A 24,395-nucleotide genomic window follows, 5' to 3' on the forward strand; every position below is an offset into this window, starting at 1 on the left:
ATGAAAGCCATCTTATATATATGCCATGGAAGTCGTTTGAAAGCAGCTAAAGAAGAAGCGGTTGCATTTATTACGTCATGCATGAACCGTGTAGAGGCAAGTATTCAAGAAGTTTGTTTTTTAGAGTTAGCGAGCCCAACGATTAAGGAAGGGTTCCGTACATGTGTGAAGCGTGGTGCTACAGAGATTATTGTTATTCCAGTTTTTTTATTAGCGGCAGGTCATGTGAAAAAAGATATACCGTTTGAATTGGAAAAGTTAAATAATCAATTTTCGAATGTTAAAGTGACCTACGGTAACCCGTTTGGTGTATCAGAAACACTTGTGAAATCGGTGTATAGTGGAAGTGGCATTGAACAGGAAGATAAGAATGAAGTGACGCTACTTCTCGTAGCAAGAGGGAGTAGTGATCCTGAAGTATTAAGAGATATAAACTGGATTGCTTCTTTATTTCAACATGAAGAGAAAATTAAAAAAGTAGAGGTTTGTTATTTAGCGGCTGCCGAGCCGAAATTTGAGGAGAAGTTAAAGGAAGTTGTTGAACGAAAAGAAAAGAATATCGTTGTACTGCCTTACTTATTATTTACAGGTTTACTTATGAAACATATTGAAAAAGAAGTGCGCCAATATGAGTTGGATGAGATAAAAATAAGTCCGTATTTAGGAAAGAATGAAGCATTTCAATATATGTTAATTCAGAAAACGAAGAAATTATTGAAGGGAGATCAATATGTATCCACTTACAGTGCGAGTTGAGAAGAAACGTATTGTTGTCATTGGTGGAGGAAAAGTCGCGGGATTCAAAATTATTCCTTTACTAAAACAAGGTGCGGATATAGTTGTGGTAAGTCCTGAATTGGATGCGAATTTAGTGAAACTTGTGGAAGAAAAGAAAATTCGTTGGTATCAAAGGGAGTATGAAAAAAGTGACATTAAAGGTGCTTTTTTAGTCGTTGCAGCGAGTAGTGATGCCGTATTAAATGAACAAGTTGCTGAAGATAGCGCAGAAAATCAGTTAGTAAATGTTATTACGAACCCGGAAAGTGGTAATGTTCATTTTCCAGCGGCAATTCATCGTGGATTATTGAATGTGGCTGTTTCTACCGGAGGAGCGAGTCCGAAACTTGCAAAAAAAATTCGTGATGATATTGCAAATAAATATGATGAGGCGTATGAATCGTATCTTGATTTTTTATCCGAAGTTAGAATAAAAGTGAAAGAAATACAAATAGAGAAAAGAGAGAGAAATATATTGTTGCAAGAAGTATTAAAGTCGGTATATGTTCAAAATGAACAAAAAAGAGAATTGTTTTTACAAGAATTAGAGAGAAGAGTTCATATAGGATAATGAATAAATTGTACTTTACAACTATAAAAATATAATTTATAATCACAAGTAACTTCAATAGATGAAATCGATGAGCAAGAAGAGTATGTATATTTGATACGTTCAGAGAGCTGGGGGAAGGTGTGAGCCCGGTACGATAAAATATACAGAATGGGCTTGCGAGAGGTATGTTGAACATTGTAGTAGGCAACCCGGGTTCCGCCGTTAAAAGGATAGAGTATCGGAATTTTCCTGTACTTGAACAAGTGGGATTTATCAATCCAATTGAGGTGGTACCACGGTATTTACATTACATATATCGTCCTCTACATGCATATTTGCGTGTAGGGGACTTTTTTATTTTCTAAAGGAGGTGTGCGAGTATGAAATGAAAGTGTATAATTAACAAAAGTTTAAATATTCAGAAAAGGAGAATTTATGATGAAAGAAACACAGCAATGGACGTCGAAAATAGGCTTTGTACTCGCAGCAGCCGGAGCCGCAGTAGGTCTTGGTGCCATATGGAAATTTCCATATGTTGCAGGTAATGGTGGGGGAGGCGCATTCTTCCTTGTATTTTTACTATTAACTTTATTTATAGGTATGCCTCTTCTAATAGCGGAATTTGTCATTGGACGTAGCACCCAAAAAGAGGCAGTTACAGCTTATAAAGTACTAGTACCAAATAGTAAATTATATCCTTGGATTGGTCGTATGGGAGTTGTAACTTGTTTTAGTGTACTCTCTTTCTATAGTGTCGTAGGTGGATGGATTTTACTGTACTTATACTATAGTGTTACAGGAAGCTTTTGGAATGGTGTTGTTGATTATGGAAAATTATTTGGTGAAACGATTTCAAATCCAGTAAGTGCGATTGGAGCGCAATTTATCTTTATGCTTTGTACTATTTTTGTAGTAAGTAAAGGTGTAGAGAAGGGAATAGAAAAGGCAAGTAAGTATATGATGCCACTATTATTTATTTTGTTTATTGCAATCATTATTCGTGCGTTAACACTCGATGGTGCTTTTGCTGGGGTAGAGTTCTTTTTGAAACCAGATTTTTCAAAGCTGACAGCAGATACGATTTTATACGCGATGGGACAATCGTTCTTCTCGCTAACAGTAGGTGCCTCAGTAATGGTCACGTATAGTTCGTACTTGAAGAAAGAAGAACATTTAGCTAAATCAGCAACGTCTATTGTAAGTTTAACTGTTTTTATTACAGTACTTGCAGGATTAGCAATTTTCCCGGCGATTTTCGCATTAGGCGTTAAGCCGACTGAAGGACCAGGACTACTGTTTATCGTCCTTCCAGCAGTATTTGCGAAAATACCATTTGGACAATTTTTCTTCATTATGTTTTTAGTTTTATTTTTCTTTGCAACTTTAACATCTGCGATTTCCATGCTTGAAATTGTAGTAGCATCTGTTGCGAAAGATAATGAGAAAAAGCGTCCGTCAGCATCATTATTAATTGGTATTCTTATTTTTGCAGTTGGAATCCCGTCAGCATTATCGTTTGGAATTATGAGTGATGTGAAAATATTTGGTAAGACATTCTTTGATTTCGTCGATTTTTCGGTAAGTAATGTATTACTGCCGCTCGGAGTACTAGCCATTTCGCTATTCGTACCAAATAAAATGAGTAAAGAAATGTTAATGAAAGAATTAGAAGTTACGGAAACGAAAGGGAAAACATTATTTAATATTTGGTTCTTCTTGCTTCGTTATGTTATTCCAGTAACGGTAATTATTGTATTTTTAAATGCGATAGGCGTATTTAAAATGTTTGCATAATAAAAAGACGGAGATTTCTCCGTCTTTTTATTATGTTGTAGGTGTATTCAATAAACGATTATACGCTTTATAGGCTGTGACGACTGCAATGAATGATCCGATTAAAAATAATGCTGAGCCGCCAAATGTAAATAACCGGCCAATGTAAGTTTCTCTAGCTTCTTCTATTTTCTGTTGTAATTGTGTATTCATATGATTCACCTCGTAAAATATGGGCATTTAGTTGTAGTCTATGTGGAATGCCTATAGTGTGTGAAGTGGAAATAAAAAAACTCGGTATGAACCGAGTTTTTTTTATAATCCGATATAAGGAGATGGATCCACTGCGTTTGTCTTACCGACATTCCATTCTCCAAGGTGAAGTTCGAAGTGTAAATGCTGCCCGTATGATTGGCCAGTATTTCCCATGAATCCAAGTTGAGTGCCTTGTTTTACAGTTTGTCCATTTGATACAGAACGGCTACTCATATGAGCATATACTGTCGTATATGTTTTTCCGTTTATACGGTGAGATAAGTACACAACGTTTCCGTAACTAGATGATAATTCTGAGCGAATAACAACACCATCAGCAGCGGCAATAATTGGAACGGTTCCTGAGGCTGCGATATCGATTCCTTTATGGTTATCTATAGAGCGCACGCCAAACCCAGAAGTTTTTGATCCAGCTGCTGGCTTAATAAACCCGCCAATATTTGTATCGTGTGGTGTTGGAGCTGCTTGAGCTGTTTGAGCAGATGTAGTGGCTTGTTTACGAGCTTCTTCTGCCTTGCGAGCTTCTTCAGCTTTACGAGCCTCTTCGGCACGTTTTTCTTCTTCAATTGCTTTTTGAACAGCTTGACGCTGATTTTCTAAAATGCCTTTAGATTCTTCTAATCCTTCAATCTCTGAATCTACTTTTGCTACTTTCGTATGTAGATCGCTAATAAAGGTTTGCTGCTGTTGTTGGTTATTTTGTAATTCTTGCTGTTTTTGTTCTAATTTTTGCTCGGATTCTTTCAGTTGTTGCTCTTTTTTCTCAACAGCCTCTTTTTCTTTCGTCACAGCATTTTGGTCAGTTGTTTGCTTTTTAACAATATCTGTATCATTGTTTAAAATTAAACTTACAGAGTACATATTATCAACAAGATCAGCAATGTTTGTAGAATTTGTTAATACCTCTGTGATGATGTTTGTACGAGGTTTTTCTTGCATAGATTGTAAACGTTGTTTAATAACTTCCTGACGCGTATCTATGTTTGTTTGTAATTGCTCTATATGTTTCTTTTTTTCAGTAATTATTTGTTGTGTTTTACTAATTTCTTTTTTTGTATCGTTTAATTCAGCTTCGTTTTTATTAATAGAAGTAGTTAAATCGTCGATTTTCTTTTGTAATTCTTGAATTTCTTTTTCTATTTGTTCTTTCTCAACTGATTTATTTTGTAAGTCATTTTGTTTTCCTTCTAATTCAGATTGAATATTAGATAATTTATCTTGATTCGTTTCAGCGTATACGGGTGAAAGTAACGGAGAAACAAAAAGTGTTCCTGCTGCTAAAACACTAAACGCTGCAAATTTCTTTTTCATGGTTGTCTGGCTCCTTTCCCTATGAATGTTATATATCATAAGAAGAAGAGTGTCTATCGTTGTAACCATAATGTAAAGAAAATTTTATAAAGTTGCTAAGTTTTGTCGGAATTTATCATTTTTCAACAGTATTTGTAATGGTGATTTTACTTTTTTAGTTTGTGCAACAAAGGTGTATTCTAGATTTTATCTGTAAAATAAAGGGAAAAAATCATGATTTTATATAGTGAAATTCAAGTTGAAAACCCACTAAAATACTAGTGAGGAATCGTTCTCATGTTAGGTTTTCTGACATGGGTTTTATTTTTGTCAAGAAAATTATTTGTGTTCAGGAAAAGTTATTTTGTTGTCAGATTTAATTTTTTGATTTATGATTTTTAACAGGGACAAAATGTAGTGAATTGTCGAATAATATGTAATACTCTTAATTTCAAGTTTTATAGATATAGAATGAGAGGTAGAGTGACACATCGAAGAGGGGGTTACAACAAATATGAAAAGAATAGGACTTGCATGGCAAATTTTAATTGGACTTGCCCTAGGTATCGCGGTGGGGGCAATTTTTTATGGCGATAGCACAGTTGTAGGGTACCTAAAACCAATTGGTGATATTTTTATCCGATTAATTAAAATGATCGTTGTGCCGATTGTTGTAGCAAGTATTGTTGTTGGAGTTGCTGGTGTTGGCGATGTTAAAAAACTAGGCCGATTAGGCGGGAAAACAATTCTTTATTTTGAAATTATTACAACAATTGCAATTGTTGTTGGTCTACTGGTAGCGAATATTTTCCAACCAGGAAAAGGCGTGAATATGGATCAATTAACAAAGACTGATATTTCTAAATATGCAGAAACAACAGCTCAAGTACAAAGTCATTCGTTTGCAGATACATTTGTGAATATCGTTCCAACGAATATTATGAAATCATTGGTTGAGGGCGATATGCTTGCGATTATCTTCTTCTCTGTACTATTTGGTTTAGGAGTTGCGGCGATTGGTGAAAGAGGAAGACCGGTTCTTCAATTTTTCCAAGGTGTAGCAGATGCGATGTTTTACGTGACTAACCAAGTTATGAAATTTGCACCGTTTGGTGTATTCGCATTAATTGGTGTAACAGTTTCGACGTTTGGTTTATCTTCATTAATTCCATTAGGGAAATTAGTCATAGTTGTATATGGTGCGATGATTTTCTTCGTTGTAGTCATACTAGGACTTACAGCGAAACTATTTGGAATTAACATTTTCCAATTCTTTAAGATTTTAAAAGACGAGCTGATCTTAGCATATTCTACAGCAAGTTCAGAAACAGTTTTACCAAAAATCATGGAGAAAATGGAGAAATTCGGTTGTCCGAAAGCAATTACATCTTTCGTTATTCCGACAGGTTATTCATTTAACTTAGATGGATCAACTTTATATCAAGCAATTGCAGCAATTTTCTTAGCGCAAATGTACGGTATTGAATTATCCATTACACAACAAATTACATTATTACTTGTATTAATGGTTACATCAAAAGGTATTGCGGGTGTACCGGGCGTATCATTCGTTGTATTATTAGCAACACTTGGTACAGTAGGTATTCCAGCTGAAGGTTTAGCCTTTATCGCTGGTATTGACCGTATTTTAGATATGGCTCGTACAGCAGTTAACGTTGTAGGAAACTCTTTAGCAGCTGTAGTTATGTCTAAGTGGGAAGGTCAATATGACGCTGAAAAAGGACAAGCTTATTTGAAAGAGATTTCTGAAAAAGGTCAAGCAGCTTAATTATAATTTGAACAAGCTCTCACATAATATGTGGGGGCTTTTCTATATAGAAGGGGAGCGGACGTAATGAAACGTAAATATGGTGACGGTTCTTCGTGGAAGCGACTAATAGAGAAGGATTATACGGTTAAGCAAGTGGAAGAAGGAATGCTAGGAATATTAGAAATAAAAAAGGTAAGAGAACCTAGTTGTAAAGAATATGATAGTAAAGAACTTTGTATCGCAGGGAATCAATATACGTGGATTCAATATTTCATAGACGGGAAAAACTTTGCGATTACAGCTATGTTAGATGATCAGAAAAAATTAGTGCAATATTATATCGATGTGGCGAAAGAATATAAAATTGACGACCGTGGTTTACCGTATTTTGATGATTTATATTTAGATGTAGTGTTATTACCGAACGGTAAAATGTATATATTGGATGAAGATGAGCTAGAGGATGCTTATAAAAGTGACGATGTTACAAAAGAAGAGTATGAGTTAGCTTGGTACACTACGAAATGGATAATAGATGCAATAAAAAATAGTGAATTTTATTGGATTTCAATATTGGAAGAAGAAATCAAAAAGTTAAAATGATTGTTGTATTCAAATTTTTGTATAATTACCAAAAAAATCTATACAAAAAATAATTGACTTTTGTTTTGTAAGCGAGTAAAGTTAGGGAAGAAATTATTATTAAAAAATAAATATGAAACCTTCTTATAAAGAGAGGCGGAGGGACTGGCCCTACGATGCCTCGGCAGCGGACTCGATTTCAGAGTGCTGTGCCAAATCCAGCAAGCATGTGCTTGAAAGATGAGAAGAGCGTTCCTTATAGATGTATAAGACCTCTTCTCATTGGAAGAGGTCTTTTGTTATTCATTAGAAAAAGGTTGAAACTAGGGAGAGATGGTACTTTGAAAGAAACGAGAGGAAATGGTTTGGCTTTATTACCACTTGGGATATTTTTGGCGCTATTTATTGGTTCTGGAATTATTACAGGTGATTTCTATAAATTGCCGATACTTGTAGCAATTTCAATTGCTGTAGGAGTCGCTTTAGCAATGAATCGTAAAGAAAGTTTTAATGTAAAAGTAGAACGATTTGCTAAAGGTGCAGGGAACCCGGATATTATGATTATGGTTCTGATTTTTGTACTTGCAGGAGCATTTTCTGAAACAGCAAAAGGGATGGGCGGCGTTGATTCTACAGTTAATTTAGCGTTATCCATTTTACCGCAAGGATTTATCGTAGCTGGAATTTTTGTTATAGGGGCATTTATTTCATTAGCGATGGGAACTTCAATGGGAACAATTGCTGCATTAGCACCAATTGCTGTAGGTATTAGTGGGCAAACTGATATCTCTATTGCACTTACGATGGCTACTGTTGTTGGTGGGGCGATGTTTGGGGATAATTTATCATTTATTTCAGATACAACAATCGCAGCTGTACGTTCACAAGGAACAGAAATGAAAGATAAGTTTAAAACGAACTTTTTAATTGTATTACCAGCAGCTATTATTACAGTTGTACTATTAGTAATCGTTACTTTAGGAAGTGACACGCAGATTAAAGCGCATAGCTTTGACTGGATAAAGATTTTACCGTATGCAGGAGTACTTATTACAGCATTGCTTGGTTGGAATGTACTTATTGTGTTAACTGGTGGAACTGTACTATCCGGCGTTATAGGTCTTTTAGATGGGAGTTACACGTTAGAGAGTTTCTTTAAAAGTGTAACGACTGGAATGGGCGGTATGATGGAGTTAGTATTACTTGCTATTTTAATTGGTGGTATGGTCGAACTGATTCAATATAATGGTGGTATTCAATATTTAATGAATATTTTAACTCGTAACATTCGTTCGAAAAAAGGAGCAGAGTTCGGTATCGCTGGCTTAGTGAGTATGACGAATATGTGTACAGCGAATAATACGATTTCTATTATTTTTACAGGTCCACTTGCGAAAAACATTGCAGATCAATATGAAATTGATCCTCGTAAATCAGCGAGTGTATTAGATCTTTTCTCATGTTGTGTGCAAGGGTTAATTCCGTATGGTGCGCAAATGTTAACGGCAGCAGGATTTGCGGCGTTATCTCCGATTGAATTGTTACCATATGCGTTTTATCCTATCTTAGTTGGAGTATGTGGAATTATTTCTATATTAATTGGTTTCCCGAGGTTTTCTAAAGTAGCGGGAAAGAAAGAGTATCACAAAACAGCATAATTTAAAATGAAGTTTATGAATAGTAATGAAAGCCGTACAGAGAATGTTCTCTGTACGGCTTTTTATGTGCGATAAAAGAGTGAATCATCCTATCCTACCGCATATTTTTACAAAAGGCTGAATGCAACTCAGTCTTAAGTCTGAGTCGAAAACGGTTCTTAAGCTCGTTATGGAAAAGTGAAAAAATAGTTAAGATAAGAGTATCAAATCGAAGGGAGGCAAGCACAAGATGAAACAATTTCTAGCGTTTATCGCGGCTGGTATTTTAGCTTTAATTGCTCTTGGCAGTCTTGCTGGTATTATAGGATTCGCAATTGGAGCAGGAGTTGTGTACTGGAGCTATAAATCATTTGTGCGAGCACAATCATTTTTTGGAAAGTTAGCTTGGGGTATTGTTGGTTTGATCGGCTTGTCCATCGCCCTTTCTCATTCCCCAGCATTAATCGGTATCGCAGCATTAGTAGTTTTATACTACGGATACCGTGAGTGGAAAAAAGAAAAAAATGTAGTTGTTGATTCTGCACCAGAAAGTTCTAAACCATATAGCAACTTTGAAGATGAGTGGAACAAGTTAATGAAAAACTAATAAAAAATTAATAAAAACCAAATCAAATTGATAAAGTAGAAGAGAGGAAGATTATAATGAAACAATCTTTATTCGGACGTGTACGCGATGCAATTTTAGCAGATTTTCATAATGTGTTAGATGAGAAAGAAAGAAAAAATCCAATCGCGATGTTAAACCAATATTTACGCGATAGTGAGCGTGAAATAACAAAAATTGAGAAGTTAATTGAGCGCCACAAAACATTAAAATCTAATTTCGCTCGTGAGCTTGAGCAAGCACGTTATTTCGTTAATAAAAGATCAAAGCAAGCGATCGTCGCTCAAGAAGCAGGCGAATTACAGCTACATGAGCGTGCGCTAGAAGAAGTAGCGTATTATGAAGGGCAAGTAACTCGATTAGAAGAAATGTATGCAGGTGTTGTAGATCAAATTGATGAGTTAGAGCGTCGTCTTGCTGAGATGAAAAATAAATTAAAAGAAATGCACGCAAAACGTATGGAATTAATGGCACGTGAAAATATGGCACATGCAAATCGTCGTATGAATACAGCGATGCATAAAATGGATGAAAATAATCCGTTCTTACGCTTTGAGGAAATTGAAGATCATATTCGCGACTTAGAATCTCGTATAAATGAGGAGCATGAACGTGACACATTTGATATGAAGATTGCAAAGCTTGAGCGTGAAATGAAAGAGAAGAATGATGTATCGTTAACGAAAGAGTTAACAAAATAATAGTAGTATATTATAAAACAGGCTTATGATATAGTGATAGGAGAAAAGGTGTTGGAAAGCAATGCCTTTTCTTCTATGTATATGTAACAAGAAGGGGGGAGCTGAAATGAAGAAACAATTTTCAAAAACACAATTAATGGGGATGCTCCTCATCATATTTGGATTCGGTCTTTTTCTTGATATGATACTTGGACATTTTGAACCAGGTGGTCTCATTTTTGCATTTATTATGCTTATGTTTGGAAGGCATTATCGTAAGAAGAATCGTTATGTAAGGGGAAATGTCTTTTTATTTGTTGGTGGTATCGTATTTTTATTCTTCTTATTTTCATCAGCAGCATTTGTTCTTGTCGTATTTGCTTGTTTAGCTTTAATTGGTTATCAACTGATTCAACAAGGACATCAGCAAAAAGCAATGAAGGTTGAAATTAAAGAAAAAGGGATTATAGACGAAGAGAAGCAAATATATCGTACAGAACCATATTTAAAAAATATGTTTGTAGGGAATATACGAATGATGGATCATATTTATGAACTTGAGGATATTAATGTTCAATATGGTGCTTGTGATGTGGAAATAGATTTAACAACTGCTATGATTCCAGAAGGAGAAACGGTAATTGTTATCCGAGGTGTCGTTGGTAATATTCGTTTATATGTGCCATATGATATTGAATTGTCTTTAAATCATTCTGTTATTGTCGGACGTGTACTCCTGCCAGGACATGAAGAGACAGGATTTAATCGCAATGTTACATTTAGAACAGAGCAGTATAAAGAAGCGCCTCGTCGTATTAAAATTATTTCTTCGCTTGTCGTAGGCGATACGGAAGTGAGGAAAGTATAATGAAGAAACAAAAAAATATTTCGTGGATGTATATTCGTTATTCTATGTTGTCTTCTGTTAGTATTGCACTCATTTGTACAATTGTATATGTATGGAAAAGCGAGCAACAAGTGTATGATTTATTATGGAAGGAATCCATCGCTTCTGTTCCAATTGGCTTGTTTATTATGACTACAAGTTTACTTATCGGGGGAATTGTAGGATATGCAATCGGTTACTATATAGAGCAGCGTATACAAGGATTAAATACTTTTCTATTTGAAGTGGAGCGAGGGAATTTTCCGAGTGATGTTTCGTTTACTGCAGATGATGAATTTCATGAAGTAGAACGAAAAGTAATCGGTCTTGCTCGTCGATTAGAGGAGCAAGCTGGACTCTTTCAAAAAGTAACGAATGAACGAGCTCATTGGAATGAAGAGATGAGACAAGAAGCGATATCTCAAGAAAGGCATCGATTGGCGAGGGAGCTGCATGATTCTGTAAGTCAGCAGCTTTTTGCAATGTCGATGATGATGTCGGCTATTAATGAACAAGTAGCTGAAATTCCAGAAACGACAAAAAAGCAGTTGCAGCTCGTTGAAAATATGGTTGTAAATGCACAATCAGAAATGAGAGCGTTGCTTCTTCATTTACGGCCTGTACAATTAGAAGGTAAGAAACTGACACAAGGTATAGAGGAATTATTGACGGAATTATCGCGAAAGCAACATATGAAAATTGAATGGCTAATCGAGCCAATAGAATTGAAAAAAGGTGTAGAAGATCATTTATTTCGTATTGTGCAAGAAGCTTTATCCAATACTTTACGACATGCGAAAGCGAAGAAAACGGAAGTACGTCTTCGGAAAATTGATCAATATGCAATTCTAAAAATTATTGATGATGGCGTTGGATTTGAAGTCGGAGTGAATAAGGCTGGTTCATATGGTTTAAGATCAATGCAAGAGCGTGTTCATGAAATTGGTGGGACATTAAAAGTACTTAGTTTCCCCGCTAAAGGGACACAAATAGAAGTAAAAGTACCGATTATGATTGAGAGAGGGGGAGAATCATGATAAAAGTGTTACTTGTCGATGATCATGAAATGGTTCGAATGGGTGTATCAGCATATTTATCAACGCAGCCAGATATCGAAGTAGTTGGAGAAGCTGAAAATGGAAGAAAAGGTTCAGAGTTAGCACTGCAATTAAGACCAGATATTATTTTGATGGACCTTGTCATGGACGAGATGGATGGGGTTGAAGCAACACGTGCTATTATTCAGGAATGGCCAGAAGCGAAAATTGTAGTTGTAACGAGCTTTTTAGATGATGAGAAATTGTACCCTGTTATTGAGGCGGGAGCGACAAGTTATTTATTAAAAACATCAAGAGCAAGTGATATAGCAGACGCTGTACGAGCTACTTATGATGGAGAAACTGTATTAGAGCCAAAAGTTACTGGTAAAATGATGTCTCGTATGCGTCAGAAGAAAGAACAACCTTTGCATGAGGAGTTAACAGAAAGAGAGTCTGAAATTTTGTTATTAATTGCAGAGGGGAAAAGTAATCAAGAGATTGCAGATGAATTGTTTATTGCTCTCAAAACAGTAAAGACACATGTGAGTAATATTTTAAATAAGCTAAATGTAAGTGACCGGACACAGGCAGTTATTTATGCGTTTAGACATCAATTGACGAAATGATAAAGTGAAACTTTAATCAGTGGGGGGTATCTCCGCTGATTATTAGTTTACGCCAAATCTTTTTATTGACGTTAACAAATGTAAGCGTTATCATTAAGTTGTTAACAGTACATACAAAGGGGAGAGAGTGTATGTTAGTTCAAACGATATTTGGCATGGATAAGTCTAAAAAATTAGGGGATTATGTGAACGCATTACAAGCGCTTTGTGAACAATATAATGTTGAAACAGATAAAATTGCAATTGTTGAGGCGACAGAAGAGTACTATTTATTTTTAGTAAAGCAAGAAGATTGCTACGATGTTATCAAAGTAGAAACAGTGGATACAAATATCGAATATTATACGAAAGCGTATAAAATAAGCAGTTTTAATCATACTGCTTATCAAAAGTAAAAAAACTCCCTTTCGGGAGTTTTTTAGGATGCTTTTACTTCGCGGGAATCGGTTATTAAGGGAACTTTTTTCGCACCGCTTAACTTAGCGATTGTAAGGCCGATAATAGCCCCGGCTAATGCTGGTATTAGCCAGCCAATTCCTTCATTATATAAAGGGATAAATTCAAAATATGGTGTGATAAATGAAACTGAAATGCCACCTTGTTTTAATCCGTCAAATACGCTTACGATTGCTGCTCCAATTAAAGCACCTACATAAACAGAGCGATATCCACCGAAATATTTATGAAGTAACGATAGTAGAACGAGTACAATTGCAACTGGATATACAACAAGTAGAATTGGAACAGAGATGGAAATAATTTTCGTTAAACCTAAGTTGGCAACTAATAATCCTAATGCACAAATGATACTCGCGAACATTTTGTATGAAAATTTAGTCAATAATGTTGAGAAATATTGACTACACGCAGATACAAGTCCAACACAAGTTGTTAGACAAGCGAGTGTAACGATTAGAGATAATAGAAGTAAACCGTATGGACCGAATAATTGCTGTACGATAACAGTAAGTAATTTTCCGCCATTTTGTGCATATCCGAGCGAGACGCTAGTTGCACCGAGCCAGCCAAGTGCACCATATACAAGTACGAGACCAGTAGCGGCAATAAGTCCTGCTTTCGCTGTTGCGATGGCAATGGATTTACGATCCTTCACACCTTTAGAGCGAATGGCATTTACAACGATAATTCCAAATGCAAGCGCAGAAATGGTATCCATCGTTAAGTATCCTTCCATAAAACCTTTGAAGATTGGAGAAGTTTGATACTCTTGCATTGCTGGTCCTGATTGCCCGAGTGGTGTAAATACACTTTTAACAAATAGTAAGAAAATAGAGAGTAATAAAATAGGTGTTAAAATATTTCCGATGCGATCGACAAGTTTAGATGGATTTAAACTAAGCCAAAATACGATAGCGAAGAAGACGACTGTGTATAAAAATAGTGCTAGGTTACTAGAACGAATTGTTTCTGGTAAGAAAGAACTAACACCCATTTCATAAGCGACATTTGCAACGCGTGGAATTCCCATAGAAGGACCGATTGCGATATATACAACTACAGTAAAGAAAATTCCGAATAATGGGTGAACATGACTTGCGAGTTGTTGCATGCCGTTTCCTGATAAAGAAATTGCAATAACAGTTAATAATGGTAAACCGACTCCTGTTAGTAAAAATCCAATCATTGCCGGCCAAAAGTTTTCACCTGCATTTTGTCCAAGCATGGGAGGGAAAATTAAATTACCTGCCCCAAAAAATAAAGAAAATAGCATAAGACCCGTGAAAAAAATATGTTTTTTTGATACAGTGTTCATTGTTTTTCCTCCTTTTTTAAATTCATTTGTAAGAACACAAAAAACTCGTCCCTAAAGAAAGGGACGAGTTATATTTACCCGCGATACCACCCTAATTTATACATGTAGAAATGAGTCTATATGTATACGGCTTTACAACGTACAACATGATACGTGTTCCTTGTAACGGGGGACAGCCGGTAAGAACTTACTGTAACATTCGGTTCTACTTCTCGGAGATGATTTTCGGTTACGCACTGAACGTTGGCTTTCAGCAAATCGCCAACTCTCTGGGGGACAGTCCTATAACGTACTCGTTCTCGTCAATGAATTTTTATTCAAGTATTCTGACAGTATTGTCACATGTTTTTTTTTGAAAGTCAACATTTTTTTGAAAGATATATTTATATATGGAAATATTGAATGTGATATTCGTTGTTGTAAAGGGAATGGTGAATTGTAAAATGGGAGTAAAAATTTGTAGAGAATTGTAAAACTTATAGAGAAAGTTGATATTTATAGCAGTAAAGAAGGTATTGTTTGAATTTACAGAGAATAATACAACAATCCACTTGCTGGAAAGAACAAACCAAAAGAGGTGACTGGAATGCTTGCGATGGGAGTATTATTTGGCATTATTGCTATAATTGGTTTTATGTGGTTATATTATTCGCGTTCGTTTAAACAAGCAGAAGTTTTACTCTTTCAAAAAGGTAGTTTGTTGACAAATCAGTCTAGATATTTAGTATGTCCGAAGTGTGGAAGTGCACAGGCCAGAAGTGGAGGATATCAAGAGTGTTGCAAAATTAGATTATGAAAGAAGGAAGCCTCACATTATGTTGTGAGGCTTCCTTCCTTACAATTTCATGGCGCTCCAAATTGTCCACCGATCTCTTTCGATAATAGGAGAGATGCTTTGTAATGCGGTCTGGACCTGTTGTAGAAGTTGAGAAAGTTCATGATCTGTTAATTCATATAGAATGGATCGACCTGTTCGAGGTGATAAATCTTGTAGCAATGCTTCTACAGAATCATGTATTTTTCGTACTTCCCATTGTGTTTGAGAGGGGAATACGTGAAGAAAATATTTTTGTAATTCTTGCTGTATCGTGGTGGTTTTTGGCCGCCTTTTTGATTCTATTTCAATGAGTTTTGGAAAGGTAGAGAAAAAATATCCACGAATGTGTTCGGGGCTTCCAGGAATTGTACAATCTTCAATAGTTCGGTCTTGTACAATAAGTACACCGTTTTTCTTTAATATACGAGAAGCTTCACGTAAAAATGTAGGAATGTCTTGTAAATGATGAATCACTGCGCGCGAAATAACAATGTCGAATGTATCATTAGGATATGGGACGTTATGTGCATCACCGTGAATGAATGAAATATTTGGAAAGCCGCTACAATTTTCTTTTGCAGCTTGTAATATTTCTTTTGAAAAATCAAGTCCAATGACATTTTTGGCCCCCATAAGAGCAAGTTCTTTCGTATAAATCCCGCCACCACAGCCGATATCAATTATTTGCTTGTTTTGTATATTTGTAATACTTTTTATCATTTCTCCCCAAGAAATATGGGCGTTTCGCTGTGCGTATGTGTATTTATTATTTGCATCGTGAAAATTAATGGACATGAAAAAGACCTCCTTTCAATACTTAGTATAGCGTATTTTATAGTGTTTCACGTTTTTGTTTTTTATATGAAGAGTATAAGAATTTCTTATTGTAAAAGGAGGATTAAGTTGAAAAGGAAATATGTATTGTTGTTATTTGCTACGTTACTAGCATCTTGTGGTCAAGTAGAGCAAAAAAAAGAAACAAAAAAAGTGGAAGAGACGGTGAATGAAGTGAAAGAAACGATAGGGGTAACCGTTATACAAAAAAAACATAAAGAGAAAAAGTTACAGGAATCAGAAGCTAAGTTAGTAATAGACATTATAGATAAAGCGGAAAAACAAGAAGTAACAGGTAGTTTTGGTGAACCGGAATATGAAATACAAATTAATAGGGATGGAAAAAAAGAAACATATTATGCGTGGCTAAGAGGAGAAGACAGACGAGGATGGGTACAATATAAGAAAGCTATGTATATGCTGAATAAAAAAGATACGGAAAAGCTTTTGGCTATATTTCCAAATGTTTCAGAACAAAAAGAAGACGAGATGCAGGTAGGTCCTTTAACGGATGTAACAAAAAAAGATTTGCAGATTACTGCGTTTCATATTAAAGCAGGCGATCAAAAAGTGAATTATACGGTGCGGTATACGATTTCACAATCACTATACAACAAGTTAGAGAAGGAACAAGAGTATTATTTACAAGTCGTTTTCCCAGAAAAAGTTCAAAAATTAATTGGAGCAAAAGAGAGTGAAAAAATTTCAGGTGAAAATGTAAAGGAAGGGTATAAACAATATGAATTGCATGCTACTGTTCCGGTAAAAGATGCTTCAGAATCACAATTAAAGTCATTAGAAACATATTATGAAAATTATGATTTGAAAATATTAAATAGCAAAAAAGAAAAAATAGGTGTTTTTCAAAATATCATTCAAATTGTTAAAGAGTATGGTGAAAAAATGGATTTACAAAGATAAAATGAAACTTTAATTAGCCCTGACAGATCGGGATGAAGGTAATTAGTAAAGTTTATATGGCCTTTCCTAGGAAATGATAATAGAGAGGGGAAAACACCCCCTCTCTATTATTTTGCTTTTGCAGATGGCTCATTCATTGATTTTCGTGTAATAAGAAAAGAAATCATAAGAGCGGAAAGGATGACAAGGGCAATAAATACGTGATTGGGCAACAAATCTAATAATAATACGTAACTAACGGTATAAAAAATAAGAGTTGAAGCTAAAAACGATAGAGCGCCTATTATGAGAGATTGTAAATTCATTTGCAAACACCTCCTTATATTTATACTTATATTTTTGGCTAAAAATGGATTAAATAAACATTATTTCTAACGATAGAAAAAAATATGTCATAATAGAGAAAAGAATAGTTTTGATGAATAAATATGATTCATTAATGAGAGATAAAGGAGAGGAATATGAAAAATAATAAAAAAGGATTATGGGGAATTATTGTTGCAATAGGGCTATTTTTACTTTCTAAGTTAAAGTGGGTATTTGCAATTTTTAAACTAGCAAAGTTTTCAACGGTATTCAGTATGTTTCTATCACTTGGTGCATACGCGGTTATATATGGTTGGAAATTTGGGGTAGCGCTCATTTATTTGTTGTTTATTCATGAAATGGGCCATTTATGGGCTGCGAAAAGAAAAGGTATACCAACATCGCCAGCAATATTTATTCCATTTATGGGCGCTCTTATTGGGATGAAAGAGATGCCGAAAAATGCAAAAGATGAAGCTTACATCGCCTTCATGGGACCTCTTTTCGGATTGTTGTCATTTTTACCTGCGATTCCACTTTATATAATAACGAAAGAGCCATTTTGGGCATTAATTATTTTACTTGGAAGTATGATTAACTTCTTTAACTTGATTCCGGTTTCTCCATTAGATGGTGGACGAATTATCTCAGTTGTAAGTACAAAGATTTGGGGAGCGGGTCTTATTGTATTGCTCGGTTATGCCATTTACTTTAAAAGTATTTTGGGAGGATTTATTTTTATTATCGGCTGTATGGAATTATATAGAGTAATAAAGAGAGATGAGCCAATTAAGGAATTAGGATATAGAATTGATGGAATGAAAGAATATGTTGCAAGACTTGAAGAGGAGTTAAAAGAAACAGGTGCGGTGCATCGAAATATATATATGATGCAACATGAAATAAATATATTAAGGCAAAAAGAAAGAGAGAAAGAATTAAAAGTAGGAGAACTTCAAAAGATTGAAGTGTTAGAGCATCTTTTACCAAAGTTTGAGCCGCTTGATTACGTTCCATATGAAGATGAAAAAGAAACGCATACAATTCATATAAGAGAAGCATTTGAAATGTCAGAAAGAAAATTACAGGAATGGGAGACGGAAAAGAGACAACAGGAAAACTATTATAAAGTTGATATGAAAACAAAATGGACAGTCTTTGCTTGTTATATCGGATTAATGGCTATACTCGGTTACACAGCTTATGAAGGGTACATTGTTTTACAAGAACATTTACCAACGAGAAATGTATAGAAAAATATTGTCGAAATGATAGGAAGAATTTATACAGGAATTATATTTCTACGAGAGAATGTTACAAGTATAGTCATACTTTGTAATATCTTTAGTAGAGAAGGAGTTCTGTATATGAAGAAATTGTTAATTGTATTCGGGATTATTATCGTAATGATCATTGCGAGCTATAGTCTTATGAAATTGCTATTACATTATGCGAATAAGCCTGCTGAGGTAAGTACAATAGCTCAAATAGAAGATGTGCAAGAGGAGACAAAAGTGCTAGATTTTATTCGTATGACGCATGAAAGTTATAATAATTTTTTAAATTACGGTAAAGCAGAGAATTATACAGAAGGGGACTGGAACCAATTTAAACAATGGTTTCAACAACAAGAATCGTCTTTAAAAAATATACATACAGAAATAAAGAATGAAAAAATAAAACGTGATGTAAATAGAAGCTATGAAATTGTAAAAAAAGGTGTGGAACTTCAAAATATTGAGTATGTAGTTTATGCACATCGTGTATACCATGACTTAGATATTATTGTAAATAATTATAGAGGTGAAACGAACATCTGGGGGTATACAGAGTTTGGAGATGGAAAAGATATAAGGGTAATTCAACAAGCTATACAGTCCAAATAATAAGCTAGCTAGAATTCTAGTTGGCTTATTTTCTTTTGTAAGTGCAATGTTCATATATTATTCACAAAAACACCGTGTTAATAGTGATTAAAATCACAATATGTACTATACAATTCAGTTAAACTAAAAACAGTTAAGGAAATAGAGGAGTGGGATACAATGTTAAGTGCAAAAACAATTGAAATCGTAAAGTCAACAGTACCATTATTACAAGAAAAAGGCGTTGAAATTACAACGAGATTTTATCAAATTTTATTTTCGGAACATCCGGAGTTATTGAATATTTTCAACCATACAAATCAGAAAAAGGGAAGACAACAACAAGCGCTAGCGAATGCTGTTTATGCAGCTGCAACGTATATTGATAATTTAGAAGCTATTATTCCAGTTGTAAAACAAATTGGTCATAAGCATAGAAGTTTAGGTATTAAAGCAGAGCATTACCCGATTGTAGGTACATGTTTACTACGTGCAATTAAAGAGGTCGCAGGTGCACCTGATGAAGTTTTAAATGCATGGGGAGAAGCTTATGGTGTCATTGCTGATGCATTCATTAGCATTGAAGCAGAGATGTATGAAGAAACGGCACATAAAGAAGGTGGATGGAAAGATTTCCGTAACTTTGTGGTTGTTAAAAAAGTGAAGGAAAGCGACGTTATTACATCATTTTATTTAAAACCTGAAGATGGTGGGCAAGTTTCTTCATTCATCCCAGGACAATATGTAACGATTCAAATAAATATAGAAGGTGAAACGTATACACATAATCGTCAATATAGTTTATCAGATGCTCCTGGAAAAGAATATTATCGTATTAGTGTAAAGAAAGAAAAAGGTGTAGATACACCGGACGGTAAAGTATCTAACTACTTACACGATCATGTAGAAGAAGGGGATATGTTACCAGTAAGTGCACCAGCAGGAGATTTCGTATTAAATATGGATTCAACATTACCAGTTGTGCTAATTAGTGGTGGAGTAGGTATTACACCAATGATGAGTATGCTAAATACGTTAATTGAACAAAACTCAAAACGTAATGTATGTTTTGTTCATGCAGCGATAAATAGTAATACACATGCAATGAAAGAACACGTTGAGACAGTAGATAATGAATACGAACAAGTTAAAGCATACACTTGCTATTCTGCACCAACTGAAAAAGATATGGAAATGAAGAACTTTGATAAAGAAGGTTTCATTGAAGCTGAATGGTTACAAACTATTATTCCGACAACTGAAGCAGAATTTTATTTCTGTGGTCCCGTACCATTTATGAAGCATATAAATGCTGCACTAACTAATTTAGGTGTGGAACAAGAGCATATTCATTATGAATTTTTCGGTCCAGCAGCAAGCTTACAATAGATGAAGTTTGAAATAAGTAAAAAACGAGGTATTATTTTACCTCGTTTTTTATTTGTTCTCGTAACAGCCGATTTACCGTTTCACGGCGTATACCTATGAGTTGACCGATTTCAGTTTGTGTTAATATTTCATATATAGGAATGTCACCTAAATATAGTGTGAACCATTCTTGTAAACGATGTAGACGTTCTTTCGGAGAGACGGTTGTCAATTGATCGATACGCTGTTGCATCATTCTTAATTTTGATTGTAGTTGCATAGCAATATTTGCATATGATGCAGGATTTGCCTGAAGTTGATCGTACCATTCATTACTAATTATAGGTTCAACTTCTGTTTTCATTAAAGCGATTGCTGTACCGTGATATTCCTTCGGTGAAATTAAAGAATGGTGAGGTATCGTTTCACCTGGAACGATAATGTTGAATAGAAATGGTGTTCCATCTTCTTCTATCCGTACTACTTTTAATAAACCTGTTTTTATAAAATATAAAGGACCGTCCTCGCCTTGACGGAATAGTACATCTCCTTTGTGTAGAATCAATGTTAGCCCCCCATTTAAACATTTCTATTTCTTCTATTTTAGCGTATATGTATAAAGACAATATGCTTTTAAATAGCAATTTCATTGACGAAATATATGCTATTACAGTAGTATACTATTTAGTGTGTAATAGTACTAGCAATGAATACGCTGTAGGGGGTTTAGTATATTGTTAGATGCGATAAAAATGACGGATATGAGAATTCCGGCGAATGCTATCATTCATGTAGAAGAGATGAAAGGTGGAGTCGTGTTATCCGTTGAAGTAGACGGCCAAATTATTTATACGATGGCTTATGATGAAGAAACAGATAGTTATGCTGAATTATATGATCGAAACGATAAGAGGGCGTGCCAAGTACATGAGGATTTTATGGGATGGTCACTTCTTCACTAAAAAAGATGTCAATATGACATCTTTTTTTATTAAAACGATAGAATATACAAAGAAATGAAATATAAGGATAAAATTTGTAATAAATGATTTTGCATTGTTAGCACTTTGTAACTGCAAGTGAATTATTTTTTCGCTATCATAAAGATAACAGTCGCAGTTATAGGAGTGGTCAACTTGAAGAAAGTACATATTTCCAATTATATGTTATTATGTGTTTGTTTAATTTTATTTGTTCTCTTAGGAGGATTTTTATATTCATGTGTATAAGAAAAACGCATTCTAAAAAGAACGCGTTATAAAAAAGAACGCGTTATAAAAAAGAAGTAATGATTAATCTAGTTCCAAGAATGATTAATGTGATACGTAATAAATTAATTACGGCATTACCACTTAATTTTGTATTAATATAAGCCCCGATTTTCCCGCCAATCCATGCACCAGGAATAAGAATTAATGCGTAAACCCAGCTGACATTTCCAAGGGAGATGTGAGTTGCAGAACTTACAATTGCTGATAAAAAAACGATAAACATCGAAGTTGCTACAGCAATATGTGCTGGGAATGCAAAAAGTAGCATCATTGCTGGAACAAGTAAGGCACCGCCGCCAATTCCAAATAATCCAGATATAAAACCAACTATAAAGGCGATAAAGATAGCGAGAAGCGGTGGAAATTGATAGTGTACAGTGTTTCCTTCGTTATCTGTAAAAGAACGCTTAATTACCGTCATATTTGATAAAGAAAGGGGGTTTAATTTGTCTCGTAACATAAGAAGGATGGAGACAAAAATAAGGAAAATCCCAAAATATAAAGAAAATGTATCTTGGTTTAAAAATTTGTTTGCCCACGAGCCGATGATACCACCAGGGCCACTCCCGATAAATAAAATAAGTCCACTTTTGTAATCTACTCGTTTATGCTTCATATAAGTAAGGGTGGAAGATAGTCCTGTAAAAACGACTGTTACCATTGAAGTTCCTACTGCAAGTTGTGGTGATAGACTGTGTAATCCGATTAATAACGGAACAATAATAATTCCGCCACCAAGCCCGACTAGACTCCCGACTGTCCCGGCGATTAACCCGATGAAAAGTAACATGATGTATTCCAAAATTTCCAACTCCTCTATATAACTTATCCACCAATTATTATACACGCTTTTTAATAAGAAAAAGGTTTGTTCACAAAAAAGTCGTCTTCCTAGAAAAATAAGGAAGACGACTTTTAATTAAAAGATTAAGTGTAATAAAGCGTAAAATAATGCAGCTAACGAAGCTGAAATAGGAAGTGTAATAACCCATGTAATTAACATACGTTTTGCAGTTCCCCATTTTACACCTTTCACACGATGTGAAGCACCAACCCCTAAAATAGAAGAAGAGATAACGTGCGTTGTACTAACCGGTAAGTGAATGAATGTTGCGCCGAAAATAACAAGTGATGATGATAAATCAGCAGCTACACCATTTACAGGACGAATTTTCATAATTTGTCCACCGACAGTTTTAATAATTTTCCATCCGCCAACAGAAGTACCAAGACCCATTGCGATTGCACAACATAATTGTACCCAGAACGGGATGTCGTCAGAAGTATGATAGTTATTGGCCATAAGAGCCATCGTAATGATTCCCATTGCTTTTTGTGCATCATTCGTACCATGTGTATAAGCTTGTAATGCTGCAGTGAAAATCTGGAATAAACGGAAGTTTTTGTTCGTTTTCGTTAAATTAAAGTTTTTAAAGACCACTTTAAAAATACTGTATACGATATAACCAATAACAAAAGCGATAATCGGTGAAATGATTAAAGCTTCAAGAATTTTTATGAACCCTTTAAGATTTAATGAGCTAATACCGGCAGCAGCGATAGCTGCACCTGCGATTGAGCCGATAATTGCATGCGAAGAACTACTTGGAATACCGTAGTACCAAGTAATTAAATTCCAAGCTATTGCCGCAAGCAAAGCAGCTAAAATTACAAGAGAACCATTTTGCAAGGCAAATGGATCAACGATATCTTTTGTAATCGTTTTTGCTACACCTGTAAATGTCATCGCACCTAAAAAGTTCATAATAGCTGCCATAATAATTGCATGTCTAGGCTTTAGAGCTTTCGTTGAAACAGCCGTTGCAATAGCGTTTGCTGTATCGTGAAATCCATTGATAAAGTCAAAAGCTAAAGCGCAAATGACTACTAAAACGGTCAGTATCAAGAGTGTATCCATGATCAAACTCCTTACGCGTTCTTCATAATAATTGTTTCTAATACGTTTGCAACGCTTTGGCAGCTATCCGCTACTTCTTCAAGCTCTTCGTAAATCTCTTTGTATTGAATAATCTTAATCGGATCTTTCTCACGAGAGAATAAGTGCTTAATTGCATGACGGCGAATATCATCACATTGTGATTCGTAATCCTTAATCTTAATCGCGTTCGTACGAATGTCGACTAACTTCTTTTTAGACAGTAGTTCAACAGAATTTGCAATCTCAATCGCACATTGATTAATTGCTTCAACGAATTTAATCATGTATTCATCAGCTTCTGTAATAGAATACATTTCGAATAGACCAGCACTATGATCTAATCCGTCTAATACATCATCCATACTCATTGCAAGTTGTAGGATGTCCTCACGTTCAATTGGAGTAATAAACGCTTTGTTTAGCTCCATAATGATTTCGTGAATAAATGAGTCACCTTTTGACTCATACTCTTTCATGCGCATAGAAAACTCTTTTAAATCGCTAGCATTTTTAATTTTATACTCCACGAAAAACTGCGCGCCTTCTTTTAAATTTTCTGAAACATTCATTAACATTTCAGAAAATTTATCTTTTTTTGATTTAAATACCATTATTAGTTACCCCCACAAAAGTAATATATGTAAAATATATTGGCTAATCAATTCTAACAAAAAACTGTCGTTTTTTAAAACATTTTATCGAAAAGTTTACAAAAACTTAACATAACTCTCATTGTTGTATTAATAATATTAATAATCAATAGTGAATATCTTACTTGTAGAAT

The 24,395-nt window shown here is 34.9% G+C and carries 27 protein-coding genes, 1 riboswitch and 2 other annotated features; of the genes, 18 read left to right on the forward strand and 9 right to left on the reverse strand.

Annotation, left to right across the window (positions count from 1 at the left end):
- From ACU8YW_RS07240 to ACU8YW_RS07250, 3 genes are all read left to right on the forward strand, one after another.
- Positions 1–756: a sirohydrochlorin chelatase gene (locus ACU8YW_RS07240; RefSeq protein ID WP_088062668.1), complete on the forward strand. Its 756-nt coding sequence runs from the start codon at positions 1–3 to the stop codon at positions 754–756.
- Complete coding sequence (locus ACU8YW_RS07245; protein WP_446894049.1) at positions 731–1,348, forward strand: NAD(P)-binding protein; 618 nt, start codon at positions 731–733, stop codon at positions 1,346–1,348. Before ACU8YW_RS07240 ends, ACU8YW_RS07245 begins: the two co-directional genes overlap by 26 nt.
- A gap of 61 nt (positions 1,349–1,409) precedes the next feature.
- Positions 1,410–1,657: a binding site (T-box leader), on the forward strand.
- 111 nt (positions 1,658–1,768) lie between these two features.
- Positions 1,769–3,124, forward strand: a complete 1,356-nt coding sequence (locus ACU8YW_RS07250) for a sodium-dependent transporter (protein WP_046958187.1) — start codon at positions 1,769–1,771, stop codon at positions 3,122–3,124.
- Positions 3,125–3,154: 30 nt separating this feature from the next.
- On the opposite strand, the gene ACU8YW_RS07255 is transcribed toward ACU8YW_RS07250, so the two are convergent.
- The gene (locus ACU8YW_RS07255) at positions 3,155–3,316 is read right to left on the reverse strand and encodes a hypothetical protein (protein ID WP_001096003.1); all 162 of its coding nucleotides are present in this window, start codon (positions 3,314–3,316) and stop codon (positions 3,155–3,157) included.
- A gap of 102 nt (positions 3,317–3,418) precedes the next feature.
- On the reverse strand, positions 3,419–4,690 hold the full coding sequence (locus tag ACU8YW_RS07260) for a murein hydrolase activator EnvC family protein (RefSeq protein ID WP_097889752.1): 1,272 nt from the start codon (positions 4,688–4,690) through the stop codon (positions 3,419–3,421).
- Between the two features lie 493 nt (positions 4,691–5,183).
- On the opposite strand from ACU8YW_RS07260, the gene gltP reads away from it, so the two are divergent.
- From gltP to ACU8YW_RS07305, 9 genes are all read left to right on the forward strand, one after another.
- The gene (gene gltP / locus ACU8YW_RS07265; protein WP_087985514.1) at positions 5,184–6,458 is read left to right on the forward strand and encodes a glutamate/aspartate:proton symporter GltP; all 1,275 of its coding nucleotides are present in this window, start codon (positions 5,184–5,186) and stop codon (positions 6,456–6,458) included.
- Positions 6,459–6,524: 66 nt separating this feature from the next.
- Positions 6,525–7,043 (forward strand): ribonuclease FAU-1 family protein, encoded by a 519-nt coding sequence (locus ACU8YW_RS07270; RefSeq protein ID WP_097908613.1) that lies wholly within the window; start codon positions 6,525–6,527, stop codon positions 7,041–7,043.
- 120 nt (positions 7,044–7,163) lie between these two features.
- A riboswitch (SAM riboswitch) is annotated at positions 7,164–7,269 on the forward strand.
- Positions 7,270–7,363: 94 nt separating this feature from the next.
- Positions 7,364–8,680 (forward strand): Na+/H+ antiporter NhaC family protein, encoded by a 1,317-nt coding sequence (locus ACU8YW_RS07275; protein ID WP_088062675.1) that lies wholly within the window; start codon positions 7,364–7,366, stop codon positions 8,678–8,680.
- A 229-nt stretch (positions 8,681–8,909) separates the two neighbouring features.
- Positions 8,910–9,266, forward strand: a complete 357-nt coding sequence (locus ACU8YW_RS07280) for a lmo0954 family membrane protein (protein WP_000808634.1) — start codon at positions 8,910–8,912, stop codon at positions 9,264–9,266.
- A 56-nt stretch (positions 9,267–9,322) separates the two neighbouring features.
- A complete protein-coding gene (locus ACU8YW_RS07285; RefSeq protein ID WP_075308722.1) occupies positions 9,323–9,985 on the forward strand; it encodes a PspA/IM30 family protein in 663 nt (220 codons plus the stop codon).
- Positions 9,986–10,091: 106 nt separating this feature from the next.
- The gene (liaF, locus tag ACU8YW_RS07290) at positions 10,092–10,832 is read left to right on the forward strand and encodes a cell wall-active antibiotics response protein LiaF (protein WP_075308724.1); all 741 of its coding nucleotides are present in this window, start codon (positions 10,092–10,094) and stop codon (positions 10,830–10,832) included.
- Positions 10,832–11,887: a sensor histidine kinase gene (locus ACU8YW_RS07295; RefSeq protein ID WP_064476649.1), complete on the forward strand. Its 1,056-nt coding sequence runs from the start codon at positions 10,832–10,834 to the stop codon at positions 11,885–11,887. The genes liaF and ACU8YW_RS07295 overlap by 1 nt, the downstream gene beginning before the upstream one ends.
- The gene (locus tag ACU8YW_RS07300) at positions 11,884–12,516 is read left to right on the forward strand and encodes a response regulator (RefSeq protein ID WP_000598709.1); all 633 of its coding nucleotides are present in this window, start codon (positions 11,884–11,886) and stop codon (positions 12,514–12,516) included. The genes ACU8YW_RS07295 and ACU8YW_RS07300 overlap by 4 nt, the downstream gene beginning before the upstream one ends.
- Before the next feature lie 98 nt (positions 12,517–12,614).
- On the forward strand, positions 12,615–12,911 hold the full coding sequence (locus tag ACU8YW_RS07305) for a DUF3922 domain-containing protein (protein WP_131932946.1): 297 nt from the start codon (positions 12,615–12,617) through the stop codon (positions 12,909–12,911).
- A gap of 23 nt (positions 12,912–12,934) precedes the next feature.
- Here the strand turns inward: ACU8YW_RS07305 and brnQ3 are convergent, their stop codons facing one another.
- Entirely contained in the window at positions 12,935–14,290 is a 1,356-nt protein-coding gene (brnQ3, locus tag ACU8YW_RS07310; protein ID WP_097889749.1) for a branched-chain amino acid transport system II carrier protein BrnQ3, read from the reverse strand.
- Between the two features lie 56 nt (positions 14,291–14,346).
- Positions 14,347–14,605 (reverse strand) — a binding site (T-box leader).
- A gap of 271 nt (positions 14,606–14,876) precedes the next feature.
- Between brnQ3 and ACU8YW_RS07315 the strand changes: the two genes are divergently transcribed.
- Positions 14,877–15,086 (forward strand): hypothetical protein, encoded by a 210-nt coding sequence (locus tag ACU8YW_RS07315; RefSeq protein WP_000880630.1) that lies wholly within the window; start codon positions 14,877–14,879, stop codon positions 15,084–15,086.
- Positions 15,087–15,125: 39 nt separating this feature from the next.
- On the opposite strand, the gene ACU8YW_RS07320 is transcribed toward ACU8YW_RS07315, so the two are convergent.
- Complete coding sequence (locus ACU8YW_RS07320) at positions 15,126–15,902, reverse strand: class I SAM-dependent methyltransferase (protein ID WP_097889748.1); 777 nt, start codon at positions 15,900–15,902, stop codon at positions 15,126–15,128.
- A 108-nt stretch (positions 15,903–16,010) separates the two neighbouring features.
- On the opposite strand from ACU8YW_RS07320, the gene ACU8YW_RS07325 reads away from it, so the two are divergent.
- Positions 16,011–16,862: a YhfM domain-containing protein gene (locus tag ACU8YW_RS07325; protein WP_097889747.1), complete on the forward strand. Its 852-nt coding sequence runs from the start codon at positions 16,011–16,013 to the stop codon at positions 16,860–16,862.
- A gap of 107 nt (positions 16,863–16,969) precedes the next feature.
- On the opposite strand, the gene ACU8YW_RS07330 is transcribed toward ACU8YW_RS07325, so the two are convergent.
- Positions 16,970–17,167 carry a hypothetical protein gene (locus tag ACU8YW_RS07330; protein ID WP_001053356.1) on the reverse strand — a complete coding sequence of 66 codons (198 nt, stop codon included), beginning with the start codon at positions 17,165–17,167 and terminating at the stop codon, positions 16,970–16,972.
- A gap of 156 nt (positions 17,168–17,323) precedes the next feature.
- Between ACU8YW_RS07330 and ACU8YW_RS07335 the strand changes: the two genes are divergently transcribed.
- The 3 genes from ACU8YW_RS07335 (at position 17,324) to hmpA (ending at position 20,422) form a co-directional block, all read left to right on the forward strand.
- Positions 17,324–18,421, forward strand: a complete 1,098-nt coding sequence (locus tag ACU8YW_RS07335; protein ID WP_075308733.1) for a site-2 protease family protein — start codon at positions 17,324–17,326, stop codon at positions 18,419–18,421.
- 114 nt (positions 18,422–18,535) lie between these two features.
- Positions 18,536–19,054, forward strand: a complete 519-nt coding sequence (locus tag ACU8YW_RS07340; RefSeq protein WP_097889746.1) for a hypothetical protein — start codon at positions 18,536–18,538, stop codon at positions 19,052–19,054.
- A 159-nt stretch (positions 19,055–19,213) separates the two neighbouring features.
- Positions 19,214–20,422: an NO-inducible flavohemoprotein gene (gene hmpA, locus ACU8YW_RS07345; protein WP_097889745.1), complete on the forward strand. Its 1,209-nt coding sequence runs from the start codon at positions 19,214–19,216 to the stop codon at positions 20,420–20,422.
- Between the two features lie 31 nt (positions 20,423–20,453).
- Here hmpA and ACU8YW_RS07350 read toward each other — a convergent pair whose 3' ends face one another.
- A complete protein-coding gene (locus ACU8YW_RS07350; RefSeq protein ID WP_000600574.1) occupies positions 20,454–20,966 on the reverse strand; it encodes a Crp/Fnr family transcriptional regulator in 513 nt (170 codons plus the stop codon).
- 169 nt (positions 20,967–21,135) lie between these two features.
- Here ACU8YW_RS07350 and ACU8YW_RS07355 point away from each other — a divergent pair, with 169 nt between their 5' ends.
- On the forward strand, positions 21,136–21,363 hold the full coding sequence (locus ACU8YW_RS07355) for a hypothetical protein (RefSeq protein ID WP_000882907.1): 228 nt from the start codon (positions 21,136–21,138) through the stop codon (positions 21,361–21,363).
- 310 nt (positions 21,364–21,673) lie between these two features.
- Here the strand turns inward: ACU8YW_RS07355 and ACU8YW_RS07360 are convergent, their stop codons facing one another.
- The 3 genes from ACU8YW_RS07360 to ACU8YW_RS07370 all read right to left on the reverse strand — a co-directional run bounded on the left by ACU8YW_RS07360 (position 21,674) and on the right by ACU8YW_RS07370 (position 24,222).
- Entirely contained in the window at positions 21,674–22,474 is an 801-nt protein-coding gene (locus ACU8YW_RS07360) for a sulfite exporter TauE/SafE family protein (RefSeq protein ID WP_000455764.1), read from the reverse strand.
- Between the two features lie 117 nt (positions 22,475–22,591).
- Positions 22,592–23,590, reverse strand: coding sequence for an inorganic phosphate transporter (locus tag ACU8YW_RS07365; RefSeq protein ID WP_048544857.1), 999 nt, complete (start codon positions 23,588–23,590; stop codon positions 22,592–22,594).
- A gap of 11 nt (positions 23,591–23,601) precedes the next feature.
- Positions 23,602–24,222, reverse strand: coding sequence for a DUF47 domain-containing protein (locus ACU8YW_RS07370; RefSeq protein WP_000231446.1), 621 nt, complete (start codon positions 24,220–24,222; stop codon positions 23,602–23,604).
- Positions 24,223–24,395 lie beyond the last annotated feature (173 nt).

It is taken from the genome of Bacillus pretiosus (assembly GCF_052947655.1).